This window comes from Aphanizomenon flos-aquae FACHB-1287 (assembly GCF_014698755.1).
In the GTDB taxonomy this organism is placed as follows: domain Bacteria; phylum Cyanobacteriota; class Cyanobacteriia; order Cyanobacteriales; family Nostocaceae; genus Dolichospermum; species Dolichospermum flosaquae.
Genome location: NZ_JACJTO010000046.1, coordinates 1 through 15,822, shown reverse-complemented (window position 1 = coordinate 15,822; position 15,822 = coordinate 1). Strand labels below are relative to the sequence as shown.

Annotated in this window: 13 protein-coding genes; 5 read left to right on the top strand and 8 right to left on the bottom strand. The window is 35.4% G+C overall.

Annotated features, from left to right (window positions below; translation table 11 throughout):
* Positions 1 to 75: 75 nt before the first annotated feature.
* From H6G44_RS17350 to H6G44_RS17335, 4 genes are all read right to left on the bottom strand, one after another.
* Positions 76 to 600, bottom strand: a complete 525-nt coding sequence (locus H6G44_RS17350) for a Ycf51 family protein (RefSeq protein ID WP_190387778.1) — start codon at positions 598 to 600, stop codon at positions 76 to 78.
* Between the two features lie 122 nt (positions 601 to 722).
* Complete coding sequence (psbA, locus tag H6G44_RS17345) at positions 723 to 1,805, bottom strand: photosystem II q(b) protein (RefSeq protein WP_190387779.1); 1,083 nt, start codon at positions 1,803 to 1,805, stop codon at positions 723 to 725.
* Positions 1,806 to 1,977: 172 nt separating this feature from the next.
* Complete coding sequence (locus H6G44_RS17340; protein ID WP_190387780.1) at positions 1,978 to 3,477, bottom strand: MBOAT family O-acyltransferase; 1,500 nt, start codon at positions 3,475 to 3,477, stop codon at positions 1,978 to 1,980.
* A gap of 78 nt (positions 3,478 to 3,555) precedes the next feature.
* Positions 3,556 to 6,624 (bottom strand): DUF1574 domain-containing protein, encoded by a 3,069-nt coding sequence (locus tag H6G44_RS17335; protein ID WP_190387781.1) that lies wholly within the window; start codon positions 6,622 to 6,624, stop codon positions 3,556 to 3,558.
* A 488-nt stretch (positions 6,625 to 7,112) separates the two neighbouring features.
* Here H6G44_RS17335 and H6G44_RS17330 point away from each other — a divergent pair, with 488 nt between their 5' ends.
* Both H6G44_RS17330 and H6G44_RS17325 read left to right on the top strand, forming a co-directional pair.
* The gene (locus tag H6G44_RS17330; protein WP_190387782.1) at positions 7,113 to 7,337 is read left to right on the top strand and encodes a hypothetical protein; all 225 of its coding nucleotides are present in this window, start codon (positions 7,113 to 7,115) and stop codon (positions 7,335 to 7,337) included.
* 20 nt (positions 7,338 to 7,357) lie between these two features.
* Positions 7,358 to 8,380, top strand: a complete 1,023-nt coding sequence (locus tag H6G44_RS17325) for a cysteine hydrolase family protein (protein ID WP_190387783.1) — start codon at positions 7,358 to 7,360, stop codon at positions 8,378 to 8,380.
* A gap of 23 nt (positions 8,381 to 8,403) precedes the next feature.
* On the opposite strand, the gene H6G44_RS17320 is transcribed toward H6G44_RS17325, so the two are convergent.
* A complete protein-coding gene (locus H6G44_RS17320; RefSeq protein WP_190387784.1) occupies positions 8,404 to 9,279 on the bottom strand; it encodes a LysM peptidoglycan-binding domain-containing M23 family metallopeptidase in 876 nt (291 codons plus the stop codon).
* Between the two features lie 189 nt (positions 9,280 to 9,468).
* Positions 9,469 to 10,644, bottom strand: coding sequence for a DNA double-strand break repair nuclease NurA (locus H6G44_RS17315; protein ID WP_190387785.1), 1,176 nt, complete (start codon positions 10,642 to 10,644; stop codon positions 9,469 to 9,471).
* A 90-nt stretch (positions 10,645 to 10,734) separates the two neighbouring features.
* On the opposite strand from H6G44_RS17315, the gene H6G44_RS17310 reads away from it, so the two are divergent.
* Positions 10,735 to 11,334: a tetratricopeptide repeat protein gene (locus H6G44_RS17310; RefSeq protein ID WP_190387786.1), complete on the top strand. Its 600-nt coding sequence runs from the start codon at positions 10,735 to 10,737 to the stop codon at positions 11,332 to 11,334.
* A 698-nt stretch (positions 11,335 to 12,032) separates the two neighbouring features.
* On the opposite strand, the gene H6G44_RS17305 is transcribed toward H6G44_RS17310, so the two are convergent.
* Positions 12,033 to 12,509, bottom strand: coding sequence for a hypothetical protein (locus tag H6G44_RS17305; RefSeq protein ID WP_190387787.1), 477 nt, complete (start codon positions 12,507 to 12,509; stop codon positions 12,033 to 12,035).
* 83 nt (positions 12,510 to 12,592) lie between these two features.
* Between H6G44_RS17305 and H6G44_RS17300 the strand changes: the two genes are divergently transcribed.
* Entirely contained in the window at positions 12,593 to 13,096 is a 504-nt protein-coding gene (locus H6G44_RS17300) for a DUF4112 domain-containing protein (RefSeq protein ID WP_190387788.1), read from the top strand.
* A 19-nt stretch (positions 13,097 to 13,115) separates the two neighbouring features.
* Complete coding sequence (locus H6G44_RS17295; RefSeq protein WP_190387789.1) at positions 13,116 to 14,045, top strand: alpha/beta fold hydrolase; 930 nt, start codon at positions 13,116 to 13,118, stop codon at positions 14,043 to 14,045.
* Positions 14,046 to 14,175: 130 nt separating this feature from the next.
* Here the strand turns inward: H6G44_RS17295 and H6G44_RS17290 are convergent, their stop codons facing one another.
* A complete protein-coding gene (locus tag H6G44_RS17290; protein WP_242031783.1) occupies positions 14,176 to 15,516 on the bottom strand; it encodes a type ISP restriction/modification enzyme in 1,341 nt (446 codons plus the stop codon).
* Positions 15,517 to 15,822: the final 306 nt, after the last annotated feature.

The following is a 15,822-nucleotide window of genomic DNA, read 5'->3' as shown; positions in this document are numbered from 1 at the left end:
TGCAAATAGAAAATTAGAACCCAGGGGCGCAGATTAAGCGCCCATTCAACAAAAAGAAGATTTTCCGCCTATTCCCTATGAAGCAGAGGCTTTTGGTAAGGAAGCAAATTTATCTAAATAAACTTCTACCAACATTTCCGGGTCTTCACGACTAACTAAAGTGCGATTTACTTGACCCAAGTACAGAGGTACAGATAACCCTATTTCTGGGTGGATAATAGTGCGGGCACGGACTGTTAATTCTTTATTACCACCGCTACCTAAGCGACCATAGGAATAGAGATTACTAGCTGCTTGACGTAAAGTTGCTTCTAATTCTGTGGGGGTAATTTCTGGTGCAATTGCAATTACTGTTTGGTTAGAACCATTATCATAAACTAGGGTATACTTCACAGCACCAGGAATAACTGTGCGACTCAGGGGAACGAGGGAAAGTGAAAATAATCCCCCTGTTAGTACCAGCATAAAGCCAGTTGCACCCACCAATCGAAAGCGGAAGCCCCATTGGACAATGAAAGCCAAAATTGTCAAAACAGCAAATACTATTGTAGCAATACCTGACCATTGGGTGTATTGCAGAAAATTGGCGGTACTAGGCATAAGGTTTTAATTACGGACAATTACCATCTTAACTATCAGCAACACTTTCTAGGTAAAACAAAAACACCCCCCATTTCTGGAGGGTGCTTTTCTAAATTAAGCTATTAACAAAGCTTAATTTATTAACCGTTGATTGCAGGAGCGCTTAAAGCAACAGGAGCAACTTCACCAGCAGCTAAGTCTAGGGGGAAGTTGTGAGCGTTACGCTCGTGCATTACTTCCATACCCAAGTTAGCGCGGTTAATTACGTCAGCCCAGGTAGCGATAACGCGACCTTGAGAATCCATAATGGATTGGTTGAAGTTGAAACCGTTCAAGTTGAACGCCATGGTGCTGATACCCAAAGCGGTGAACCAAATACCAACTACAGGCCATGCAGCTAGTAAGAAGTGTAAAGAACGGCTGTTGTTGAAGGAAGCGTATTGGAAAATCAAACGACCGAAGTAGCCGTGAGCCGCAACGATGTTATAGGTTTCTTCTTCTTGACCGAATTTATAACCGTAGTTTTGTGATTCGTTTTCGGTTGTTTCTTTAACCAAAGAAGATGTCACCAAAGAACCGTGCATTGCAGAGAACAAAGAACCACCGAATACACCAGCTACACCTAACATATGGAAGGGGTGCATCAAGATGTTGTGTTCAGCTTGGAACACAATCATGAAGTTGAATGTACCGGAGATACCTAAAGGCATACCGTCAGAGAATGAACCTTGACCGATAGGGTAAATCAAGAATACTGCGGTAGCTGCTGCTACAGGAGCAGAGAAAGCTAGGCAAATCCAAGGACGCATACCTAAGCGGTAAGAAAGTTCCCATTCACGACCGAGGTAGCAGAATACACCGATCAAGAAGTGGAATACTACTAACTGGTAAGGACCACCGTTATACAACCACTCATCTAAGGAAGCAGCTTCCCAAATTGGGTAGAAGTGCAAACCAATGGCGTTAGAGGAAGGAACAACTGCACCAGAGATGATGTTGTTTCCGTAAATTAAAGAACCTGCAACTGGCTCACGGATACCGTCAATGTCAACGGGAGGCGCGGCGATGAAAGCGATGATGAAGCAGGTGATAGCAGCTAACAGGGTAGGAATCATGAGTACGCCGAACCAACCGATATATAAACGGTTGTCGGTGCTGGTGATCCATTCGCAAAAGCGATTCCATACGTTAGCGCTAGAACGCTGTTGTAAGGTTGTGGTCATTTTATGATTGCTTTATTTTCTTATGATGTTTGATAAGTTTTTTTACCTATCTGTTTACTACATTAGAGGATAAATTGCATTTTGTAAAGATAATTAAAATTAGTATTCTTTATATCAGTTATATGTTTTCCTTATGTAAGGAGGTTTACAGAAATTGTGGCAGAAAATTTATCTAAAAATCAAAGTATATATAGGGTAAACTGCCTTCAGGAGCTAGTAACCAAACTGCATAAAAGCATAGGGGGACAAAAACAATTTTGATTGGCCAGCTAAATTCTAATTTCATACCTCGCTTAAAAATATAAGATATGCTCATTATTAAAGCTATGCCTATTAATAAATAAGATAGTTGATATTGATTTATATTCAATGCTTCTATATAGACTTTTTCCGCAAATTGTTGATCACTTTTATGACCCCAAAGGTTTTGGATGACTAAAGCAGAGTCTTGGAGGTTGGGGAGACGAAACCAAATCCAAGATGTGAAAACCATGATTTGTGTTAAAAACCAAGCGAAAATTATTCCTAAAGGGTTTTGCCAAAATGAGTTAAGAATTGTCAAGCGATCGCTTAATGCAGCGTTAATACGATGTACAGCTAAAGCGATGCCATGCAATAATCCCCAAATTATAAAACCCCAAGCGGAACCATGCCAGATACCAGCTACCAACATAACTATCAATAAATTTCCGCAAGTACGGATTAATCCGCGCCGAGAACCACCTAAAGGAAAGTAAAGATAATTACGCAACCAATCACCCAATGTAATGTGCCAGCGTCGCCAAAAATCGGCAATACTGTTACTGAAGTAGGGAAAATCGAAATTTTCCGGTAGGACTAAACCAAATAGTAGGGCGCTACCACGGGCAATATCAACATAACCATTGAAATCTAAGTATAACTGTAAGCCGTAAGCAAAAGTAGCTAACCACAAATCTGTACTACCTGCTCTTTGTAAGTTACCAAAACATAAATCTACAAATATACCTAAATTATCAGCAAGAATGCCTTTTTTCACTGCCCCTCTGGCAATTAACCATAGTCCTTCTGCAATTCTATCAATGCTGGGAAATTTTAGGGTATCAAATTGAATTGCTAAGTGATGGTAACGGGTAATTGGTCCAGAAATCAGTTTGGCAAAAAATAATTTATATGTGGCAAATTGGATAAATTTAGTAGCAGCAGGAGCACCACGATAAACATCTATTAAATAGGCAATACATTCAAAGGTAAAGAAAGAAATTCCTAAAGGTGCAACTAACTTAATTAATGATTCTGGTGAATTTGTGGGTTGATTAAAAACTAAATTTAGAAAATGATTTATGTATTTAAATCCTAAAAGAATGGAAACATTAAAACCTATGCCAATCCACAATAATTTCAGACGGCTTTGATTCCAGTCAGCTTGAGCAAATTGCCATTCTTCATTAGATAAATTCCAGTTTTGAGAATGCTTTCCTGGTGAAGTATTGTTACCAATTTCTAAGGCTAGACGGAAATTAAGAAAAGTTAGTATTAAAAGTAATGGTAAATATTGAATATGCAAAGATGCGTAAAATACAAGACTGGCTATTAGTAATATCCATAATCTTATATTTGCTAAATTAACAGTCCAGTATATGCCTAAAACACTCAACAAGAACAGCCCATAAAAAATTGATATAAATTTCATTGTTTATTAATTGATAATTTTAAATTTGTGATAGGGAGGAAAGAATATTTTATAGTTTATTCTCTATTCCCTATTTAATCACTTTGTTGGCCAATTAATCATTGAATCTGTAGCCAGTTTTTTTGATACTTCATAAGCGCCATAGCGATTGAGATGACTAGGATCTGAAAAGTAATCATTTGTTTTTGTCCATAGCTGACTTAAATCACGATATATAAATTGAGGATGATTAGTAAAAGTTAATAAATACTCTTGAAACTGTTGTTCATATTTTCTGCGTACGGGGTCTAAATAATCTGAGGTCAGGGGCATATTAACAAAGACAAGGGAGATATTATGATTTTTGGTAAACTCTAACATGGAATGTAATGCTTGATCTTGTTTACCTGTTAGTTGAAAAGATTTATAATCGTTGTCGTAATCTCCAGAAACTTTGGGGTGTTGTTGATAATATGTTGTGGGATTAAAGCGAATAGATAAAGGTAAGAATCCATCAAAATCAACTCCTTGGATAGAAGAATTATTGTCTATTTCAGAATTATGGGTGAGATTAATTTTTGATTTTACAGGAGGATCTTGATAGCTAAAAGGTAGATATTGAAGTTGTTTTTGGAGAAGAGTTTTAATTTGATCACGGTTTTTGTAACTAGCAGATAAATTAGCTATGGACTGGTTTAACCAATCGTTAGCGGTTTGATAGATACTAATATCTTCTATATTAGGTTTACTACTAAATTTTTCCGGTGCATTTTCTGGATTTTTAGAAACTTCAGGGGCTTTAACTTTTGTTTGGGCTTTCTGTAATATCTGTTTGTATGCTGGTGAGGTTTGAATTGCATTGAAAGTAATATCTTCTCTGCCATTATTAAAGGCACGAGAACCATCTGCCCATAAAATTAATTTTGGTAGTTCTTCTGGTGCTAAAACTTGACGGATAAGAACATCAACTACTTGGGCTGTAGCTCCATTAATACCAAAGTTAAATATATCAATATGGCTATGATTTTGGCTAACTAAAGCTTTAGAAAGAGCGACAGGATCAACTCCTCTCAAAGCCCGGGAAGAACCGATAATTAAGACATCTGGTGGACGGTTTTTTGTAGCTAAATGCTGTTTATATAGGGCTAATTGTTCATCTAATTGTCTAGAGTTAAAACTGGGAGTTTGTGATCTAGCTGCTAATAAAATCGCTGTAGCTTTAACTTGTTCTTTTAATGGTGTGGCTGGCAAATTTCCTGATTGAAAACTATTATTATTAATAAATTCAGAAGCATTAAAAGCAGACTGGTCATGATTAGATGATTTCGTTGTTTCTGGGTGTTTTAAAAATGATGTTTTTGGATGATTTTGCGGTGGTAAAGATGCTGGAGATTGTGAGGATAAAGGTGAAACAATATTATTATCCTTAGATAAATTCTTAGCAGAATAGGCGACAACATAGCCTAACATTAAATCAGTTTGTACAGCAAGAAGTAATCCTAATGCCAGCCAAATCATGCCATTACCAATTTCTTGGTTATCAGGATTTTCGTCGGTTTCCTGATGAGATAGTATAAATAATTGGCTGTTTAAAAGTACATTTCTGATGATTGTGTGGGTATTTTTTAGCCAATCTTTGGTTACTTCTTTGATACAACTTTGTACTTTTTCAGTTGTAAAATCAGAATCCAAAATTTCTTCACTATTTTTATCTATACTGTTTTCATCTATCATTAGAGAACTTACATATTCTGATGTAGCAGCAAATTCTGGTGTTATTTCAGGAACTAATTGATAACGTTCTTCTAAATCAACTCCATGATGCCATATAGGCTTTTTATCACCAGCACGACGGCCATAAACACGCACACCAGTAATACCGGAAATTTTCAATTGGCAGATAAATTGAGTTACCTTACTAGAAACTTGATGGCGTGTGGGACAAATGGGAGCATCACACATAATGTGTAATAGATCTTCTTTGCGAACTAATAATACCCGGATACCACCTGTTTTCAATCGCCATTCTAAATCGGGATTGAGTAACCGCTCTAGTAAAAAAGTAATTGCTGGTTGGTCACCTGCACGGGCAAGGTCTAAGGCAGATGTAACTAAAGCGGGATGCCCAGATGCTGGTAAAGATATCCAATTGATCCAAAAGGGCTGTTTATCCGTTGTTTTTTTTTGTCCATATATAGCGGCGGAAATAATAGCTTGAGGGGCAATACTTTCGAGTAGGGGGACAATAGCCTTTAGGGCGATTTGTTGATCAGGTTCTGGGGCAGTTTCCAAGGGGTCAAAAGCTGGAGTGCAAAATATGTGTAAGGTGGATTCCTTGAGAGAAGTTTGTAATGCTATGTTGAAAACTAGTAATTCTTCTGTTAATATTCTAGCGATCGCTTGTAAATCTCCCCAACGCGCCCATTCTTTTAGCATCACCTCTGGAGGTGTCAAATCTACTCTGACGCGCCAATCTGGCTCAATTTCTCCTCTAACTTGGGAAACAATAATAGCATCCTGATAGCCAACAAGTTGCAAATATCTGAGCTTTTGAGCGACTGTTTCCGCCAATAATGATGGGTCAGGGCTATAACTAGATTGACAAAATACCCAAAGACGATTAACGACAATCTGAGAGTTATTTTTCAGCGGAGAAGGCTTAATTTTTACCCGTATTGCTATATTTAAATGGCTGAGATGTTCACTCAAATAGCGAGCAATGGCATCCCTATCGCCTTGACGTGCCAAACTTTCATTAGAGATAATCAGCGAACCACCAGGAGAGATAAAGGCTTCTGGCTCTCCTGGTAATTCCTGTTCTACCTGTTCTAAATGTCGCTCTAGTTGATTCAAGTATACGCGATAAAACCATTTGGGACGATGCTCCCCTTGTTTTCGTCCGTAAATTAATACCTGGTATATTGAGGGTTGTTCGTTGTTGGTGAGGGTATTTACATCAGTTTGTTGTAGTGCTTGCAATAATTCTGACAAGGTTTGCCAACGGGGTGGACAGTTAACGCTTTCACAGAGAATATGCAGGTCATTACCTAACAACCGGACTTTTACCCCAAAAGGATTTATGTCTGTTGCTTGACTTACCCATTGCACTAAGGACTTCTGAAGAAATGCTTGTAGCAGTGTTTCGCTATCAAGTAATACTGTTTTCATAGGCAGTGAAATTTAATGGCAAGGGTGTATTGAGGAATTTTACCTGTACGTGTAAACTAGAATCATAGAATTATCACATTTTTGTGTTCTTTTGCACAATTTTGTTAACTTCCTAGCTGGCAAAATTAACAAAGATAGTCTTCATAGAAAAAAGAGGTTTTCAGCGACTTTAAATTTATTTACACAGTTTAGTTTGATGCTAGGAGATGCTATAATTTAGAGTACCTGTAACTTTTTCTGATTTTTGGTTATTCTTTCTCCTGTGAGCATTGATGTACTATAATACCTTAGGCATAACTCTCACGTTGTAGCACTTTTCTAAAATTTTGTCCCCTGAGTTGAAGATTAACTTTTTTTGTCTATAGCAGTTTCCGTACTCGTAAGGTACAATTTTTTTAGTTGTAGGAAAACAGGGAATAAATTAGTTTGTACTTCATTAGACTGGAAAACGATATATTTTAATCATCTAGTTTTTAATTGGGAGTGACATGTCACCTGTAAATCAACAGTTATTTTCTCAAACCGGATTAAATTTCATGACTTCTACCACTAATTCCTGTTGTTTTCTACCGATTGGTACAGTATTAATACTAGCAATACTCATGACTCAGAAAGCTATGAGCGAGGCATTAATCAATCTGGGTGAAGTAAGTGAAGAATTATTACGAAGCGATCGCTTACCTGTGCTTAATTTCCCAGATGATCAAGAATAGAATCAAAGCGTATTTCTATTATGAATACCCAAATTCCTATTCCCCCCCATTTCAACCCAGCAAAAGTCGGTGAAATTTGGCGCGTACCTTACCAAAAACTAGCTGCTGAAGCGGAAACCTATGTAGTACAACAACAGATCCAACCATCAGCTTTAGATAAAAACCGTGTTTGTCTATTATTAATAGATGTTCAAAATACCTTTTGTATTCCTGATTTTGAATTATTTGTAGGTGGACAAACTGGAACGGGTGCAGTTGAAGATAATCAAAGATTGTGTGCATTTATTTATCGTAACTTGGGAGTAATTACCAAAATTATTCCCACCCTAGATACTCACACAACAATGCAAATCTTTCATCCCATATTTTGGATAAATACTCAGGGAGAACACCCGACCCCATCCGCAACTAATATTACAGTCACAGATATTGAAAAAGGTATTTGGCAAGTTAACCCAGCCGTTGCTAATAGTATAACTAATGGTGATTATGACTTATTAGCAAAACAGGCTTTTTATTATGTTCAACAACTCAGCCAAAATGGAAAATATCCCTTAACAGTTTGGCCTTATCATTCGATGTTAGGTGGAATTGGTCATGCGTTAGTTGCCTCAGTAGAAGAAGCCGTATTTTTCCATAGTATTGTTCGTAAAAGTCAAACCCAATTTGAATTAAAAGGTGAAAATCCCTTAACAGAAAATTATTCTATTTTACGCCCCGAAGTTTTAACGGGATTTAATGGACAGCCAATTGGACAAAAAAACACAAGTTTAATTCAACAACTTTTAGAATATGATGCAGTGATTATTGCTGGCCAGGCTAAAAGTCATTGTGTTGCTTGGACAATTGACGATTTATTCACAGAAATTCAACAAGTAGATAGTACCCTAACAAGGAAAATATATCTTTTAGAAGATTGTACTTCTCCGGTTGTTGTTCCTGGTGTCGTTGATTACACGGAACAGGCTAACAACATATTTGCTAGATTTGCAGCAGCAGGAATGCACATTATTCAATCAACTCAAGAATTGGTAATTGGGTAATTAAATTCTTTCCCTCCAACTCTTTATTTCAAAAACTCCTGGGGATTTTTGGCTTCCCAACCAAGGGAACCGTTAAAACGCATTTCAAAATGAAGATGAGGTTGAGTAGAGGTTGGTTGTCCCGTAGTTCCCACTGCTCCCAAAATATCGCCTTTATTGACCTTTTGACCCAGAGTAACTTTGATACTCTCAAGTTGGGCGTAACGGCTTTGTAAGCCGTCCGGGTGGTTGACAATGACTAATTTGCCATAACTGCCCTGTTCTTTGGCAAAGACAACGATTCCAGGGGCGATAGCTGCCACAGGAGTATTAACTGGTGCTAATAAATCTACACCACTATGAAAGATCACCTCTCCTGTCGTCGGGTGAATTTGCCAACCATAAGTTAATCCTATATCCGTACTATTTGGTAATGGATAACCAATAATTTTTTCAGTGGGTTTACTAGGTGAAGTGGCAATTATCCCCGGAGTAATAGCTATTCCGGGAAGTGTGGGTAAAAAGACAAATTTAGGGTTTTTCTGACAACCATTAATTTCAAATACTGTATCTGGACGGACTTTATACTTAGATGCTATTTGTTTCCAGCTTTGATTGCGAGGGACTTCGACAACAATACCATTGAAAGGGAGAATTTGCAGTTCTGTTCCGGGATTTACCACCCCATTCTTAATAGATGGATTGATACCGATAATTGTTTCTGGTGCTAGGTTATAACGATTAGCTATAGTGGCTAAGGTTTCACCACGATTAACTTGATGACGTTGAATACGAGCTAAAGCGGGAACTGGACAAGTGCCTGGACTAGCATTAACGGTTTGTGACTGTGAAAGTAGGGATAATAACCCCAAGGTGCTAAATAAGCTCCAAAAATACAGTGAATGATTGAGAAATTTCATGTCAACAAGTCCAGCAATTGCTAATTTTTAGATTTTAGTGGAGAATTATTAAGGACAGAATAAAGTTTTCATCCATCTTTCTTTCTACTAACTATTTTGAATAGATTCATGATAAAATATCAGAACCAGATATACTTCTCGAATCTAAATAATAGAAAATAAGCAACTTGGATATTGAACATTACTTAATCAAGCAATACTACCACGTTTTTTAGCTTCCTTGTTAGAAATCCCGACATTTTTAATCCCGGCCTTAATCATTTGTCGTTCTAAAAGGGCAAAAAATCGGGTTCTATCACCACCTCTGACTACAGCCTGATTATGGGCTTCCGCAATAGCCACAGGATAACCATATCCTTTGTGTACCTGTGCCAGCATTAATCCTAGTATTTCATCAAACATAGTGGAATTTTCCGCAACCCAAGCAGGAACTTCAATTCTGGCGATTTCTGTACCGACATGAACGTAACAAAAATAAATAGTATGGTCGGTATATAATTCTAAAATACGGGCATTACTCCGCCATAATGGTCCTCGTTGTCCAGGTTGAAGTTGAGTAGCTATAATGGTTGTATCTCGTAATGTATCAAATTTTTTACAAGGTACATACTCTAGTTGATTGGGGCAATAGGTGATACAATCAGGAGCAGGATGGGGACAGGCCAAAAAGCGTAGAAAGTTCGTGGCTTCGGCGCTGCGAGAGGCGCTAAGATAACCCATAATGGGAATTTGAGCTTGTTGGAGTTTTTGCCAAGCTTTTAAAATAGGTGGTAAAATCATATCCCGTGCTTCCATCGGTAACTGATCTAAAAACCAGTATATTAACGAACCATCTACCATTGCTAAAATGGGGGCTGCGGTTTTCGCACTACAAGCTAGTTCTGCTAATACGGTAGCCTCAGAAGCGGTACGTCGATAACCCATCCATTCTTCCGTTCTAATTCCCCATTGACGGGAGATATATAGGTCTTCAGGGCGATAAAATACCTCCGGTAAACTATCGAGAATTGGGTGAAGATCTTGACCATAGTGTAAAACAACTCTACCAATATTTAGTAAGTAACAATACGCAATTTCATGATGGTTAGGGGCAATTTGCGAACCATCTGTAGAAATGACGGTATGAATTTTAGGGGGGACGGAAATAGTTATACAGGTTTCTAGGGGTTCAATCGGTGTAGCATTGGCGAAAATAATGCGATTTTGCCATTCTTCCTGACTTTTCACTAACTCCTCTTGACACTCAACAGCTTTTTTAAAAAATTGTTGTGCTAATTCTAAGCGCTGATGACCTGCGGCTACTTCTGAGGTTAAATGTTCACTAAAACCTTGCATTTGTGCCGATATTTTTGTTAAATTAAGCATATTGGCTAGGTATATTTTTGCAAATAGATGTAAATGCTATATTATTAAATATAATTAATTACTATATACTATAACTGAAAAAATGGTATCATGAGAAAATGGCAATTGACAATGATAACTCTCATATTAGGAACTATACTATATAGCCCGGAGGTGAGTGCTAAAAATCTGGTAAATATGGCCGATTATAGCATAAAATCATCACTGTTAGCCCAATCTAACCTAAAAGAGGCTATAATTTATTTCCATCGGGGAATTAATCGCCATACATCAGGAGATATAAAAGGGGCTATTGAGGAATATAATCAAGCTTTAAAATTACGTCCTAATTTTGCTGAAGTTTACTATAAACGAGGAATATCTCGTTATAAATTGGGAGATATAAAGGGGGCAATTTTAGATTATAATCAAGCAATCAGTCTTAATTCTAATTATTCTGGTATTTACAATCATCGAGGATTTGCTCGCTATGATTTGGGAGACTTAAAAGGTGCTATCGCAGATTTTAACCGAGCATTAAGTCTTAATCCTAATTTTCCTGAAGCTTATCAAAATCGAGGTATTGCTCGCAATGCTTTGGGTGATAAACAGGGAGCAATTAGCGATTTAAATACAGCAGCAAGTTTATTTCAAAAACAAAAAAGAATGACTAATTACGAAGAGGTTATTGATATTATTAATAAATCATAAATCATGTCACTGTTGTGCTAAATTGAGGAGTTGAGATGAGGAGTTGAGATCAGGAAATGGGGAATAAGTTTGTGTGTATTTCATGGGACTGGGAAATTGTACAAGAGGTTAGAATTAAACGCAGATAAACGCAGATAAACGCAGATGATTTTCTACTTTTTTTGTCTCACGCTAAGACGCAAAGTTTTCAGAAATTAATTTAACTTTGACTTATATATCTGGATATATCTAATAAGTTATTTAAATCATTCTTTAACAAAAAAGCACAAGAACCCTATATTCTCAATAATCTTGAGAATTTTCTCAATAAGCTGACGAAAAAAGTTAATTTCAGGGCTTGAAATTCTCAACTATTTTTTGTACAATATTTTTATATAAAATCTGCTTGGGCTTTTTTTGAAAAAATTTTACAGCATATTTAAGCTTGTTTATATATTATGTTTTTATCTACGCTAAAACGCAAAGTTGTCAGGAATTAATTTAACTTTGACTTATATATCTGAATATATTTAATAAGTTATTTAAATCATTCTTTAACAAAAAAGCATAAGTACCCTGTCTTCTCAATAATCTTGAGAATTTTCTTAAAAAGAATTGTTGCAAAAATTACAGAATGAGGAGATTTAGGATATTATGTTTTTTGACGTTTGTGAATTTGATATTATCAGAAATGATTTATTCCGTGTTTCTACTGTTAATTAACTTTTTGTATCTTTCCTCTCTCCCCTTGAACGTGCCAAACTATCAATAGCATCACCTAGTGCTGTGGTAAGACTTTTCCGGGTTTGAATGTGACCTTCTCGCTCAAGTTTCAAAGCTCGCAATAGAGAATCACGCTCTTGAATGATTTCTAATAATTGAGTTTGTAACTCTTCTATAGAATTAAATTGGGAAATTTGTTGCTGAATAGCTATAGTATTACTAGTATCTGTTTCAGTACCTATAGGAGAAAACTTTTGCAGGTCGGCTTTTACAGATGCTATAGATTCTGCGTGGATTTTCGCATCTATCCGTCTTTGTTCTGCTTCGGTATTATAAAGTTGTCGCCATTTTTGCGAACTTTCCCAGGCTTCATCTCGTTCTCGCTGAAATTGTTTCATCTGTTGTGTCAGAGACTGAATTTCAGTTAGCCACTTTTGTGTTAAATAAGTAGATTTATCAATATTTTCTGTCATTAGTAAATAATCTGGGTTGCTAATTAAATATCTTACCGTTGTTCTAGAGAAATTGATCACACAATAATCGGAAATTACTAATAATGCCTAATTATCCCCAACAATTTTCAATTATACCTGATGGTTATGCACCTCGATTAAAACGTTTACGCCAACTTAGTGGACTATTAGATAATATCATTACCATTCCCGGAACAAAAGTCGGAATTGGTTTAGATCCAATTATTGGATTAATACCTATAGGAGGTGATTTTTTAGGACTAATATTTTCTTTTTATATTATCATTGAAGCTGCACAAATGGGACTATCTAAAGCTACCTTAGGAAGAATGGTAATGAATGTTATTATTGATTGCCTATTTGGTGCTATTCCTATGTTAGGAGACTTGTTTGATTTTGCTTGGAAAGCCAATAATTATAATATTATTTTATTGGAAGAAGCTTTAAAATCTCCCCACGAAAATAAAAAGGCAGATAAGTCTTTTATAGTTGTTTTTAGTATCATTTTATTTTTCCTGGCTATTGTCTTAATATCCATTCCCGTGATATTAATAAGAATATTATGGCAAATCCTCACTGGTAGTTAAATTACTCCTAGATAAAATTATGAAAGATTGGTGGCAAGATAATTTTCCTCAAGGACAACAAAATCTAGTTATTAATGATTCTCAAGGTTATCCAATTCAAATAGCCTATGGTGAAAAAGGTACAGGTAAACCGCTAATTTTATTGCATGGTTTGGGTAGTTGGAGTTATAATTGGCGATATAGTATTGAACCATTATCTCAACATTATCGGGTAATTTGTTGTGATTTTAAAGGTTTTGGTTTTTCGGAAAAGCCTGTATCTCGTCGAGAAGAAAATGGACATCAAATTATTGAATTAAAACGGATTATTCAAGCTTTATGTAATGAACCTCCGGTAATTGTTGCTGAATCTATGGGTGGATTAATTTCTTTAGGACTAGCTGGTAAAAGTCCTGATTTAATCGGACATTTAGTAGTAATTAATGTTCCTATTTTTGCGGAAACTTTACCTCACTGGTCTATGAATTTACTTTCCCAAACGCCAATAGAAATTATCCACTTAATTGATAATTTACGTCTAACATATTGGTTCGCACCTTTGGTCAGAGAAGTTATGGGAACAGAAAGACGTAAGGTATTATATAATCCTTCATTATTAACAGAAAAAGATATTTATTGGATTACTTACCCATTCATTGAAATTCCCGGAACTTTGGTAAAAGTTGCTGAAGAATTACAAATCGCTGCTAGAGAAATCGAGAATTTGCGAACAAATCAGCCGAATATGTTGAAAAATATTCAAAGGAATCTCAAAAATATTGAATGTCCGACTTTGATTTTATGGGGTGATAAAGATAGTTGGTTTCCTGTTAGTCATGGGGAAAAATTACATCAAAATCTCCCTAATTCTCGTTTACAAATTTTGCGGAATTGCTATCATGATGCTGCTACTGATTCTGCTGAGGTTATAAATACTGCAATTTTGGAGTTTTTAAATACTACTAATTGACAATTTCTAAAATTAAATTGTATTAGGATTTATATTCAATTCTCGCAATTTTACTGTTAAACTTTCTGCGGTTTATTAAAACTTTTGTTGGGTCGCGCTGTGGGTTAACCCAACTTACAAGAATACATGACTAGTCCATTTCTTTAATGATTTTCATTGTTTCTACACTCACTGTACACACTCTCATTAATAAATCTATTACCTGTTCTTTATAATCTGCGAAACGATAGGTATTGAATTTTTCCGCAATGGTGGGATCTTTTGGTTTCTTTTCTTTATATTGATCTAAAATCCATTCTAAAGCACTACGATTACCTAACATATATTCCCACGCGATTTTAGGAATATTTGATAATGTGGTGACATCATCTAAGATAATACTATCTTTGGTTTTATCTGCTTTTAGTTTCGGTTTGGGTGTTTTTTGGTTGTCTTTTAAAGGAATATCAACACGGGTTAGGTTATAAGGTGTGACTGTTTCATAGTTAATATGAATTTCCATGAGTTGTTTACCCCATTTAACCCATTTTGGGAAGTTTTCATAATAGGGTAAGCGGGGAAAGTCGCGTTTTAGGTTGAGTTCGTATTTGGTGCGATAAGCTGGGTTATGTAGGACTGCGTAGGTATAATGAAAGATGTCTATTTTGGTAATTGTTTCATCTTGGTAATGGGTTTGAATTTGTTTTAGTCCCCAGTCGGTTATGTTATCAATGCGTTTTCCTTCTTTGTCGTAAGTATATAATGCAAAACAACTAGATCCTCTTGCACAAAAATTCAAATCACATAAAGTATTAATAGCTAAAACAAGAATATCAGTCTGTTCATTATTCGCAAAACAAATAACATGATTGTTAGAACTTTTTTTAGGGAAAAATAAATGCTGTGAACCTTTTATATCAATGGGAATATAACTAAAATAGATATATCTCTTTACGAAAGGTCTATAATGGGATTCTCTTAAATCTTCTTGATTAAAAATATCTGTTTTTTCTTTTCTTAATTTATCTCTTTTTATCATTTTACTCCATTTAATTAAATTTCTTTCACTAAGAAATTTATCTAAAACAGGATTAGATTCTTGCTTTATATCTTGATATTTGTTATCTTTTTTATATTGAATCCATCTTTGAACCTCATAATTATATTCATCAATAAAGAATATACTTTTATTTTCTAAATTCTCTAAATCAGTATCATATACCCATTCATCTCTATTAGTAGCGACTCCATTAGAACATACCTCAAAAATAGATTTATTCTTTTTATCAGCTATAGAAATTAGATCATCAAAATCATTATCAGTTAAATCAATCCAGTTATTTTGATGATCAGGTTTAATATGTTCAAAAGCAAAACAATCAAATTTAGTTTTTCCTAAAAAATCAAGTTTTTCTTGTGCTGAATTAAAATTTTCAGTATTACAATACATAATTTTGCAAGGTAGCTTATTTTTGGATTTTATTTTAATCATAAAGGTAATAGCAACGCCAGTAATAATGTTAAAAACATTACCTGTTGTATCACCTTCTCTAATATCTCCACCTAAGTCTATTATATAAATATAATCAAATTCGTTGATTAAACTTTTTCTAAACCCATCAAAGCCTTTTGCATTAATGAAAGATGAATTAGTAATAAAAGCAATAATTCCATTATCTCCTAGTCCAGAAATGTTGAATGTCGTTACAAAACTTTACATATTTAAGTATACTAGTATTATCAAGGGTAAAAATGTCAACATTTCATAATATCTTCCATCCAATGAACATAACTGATT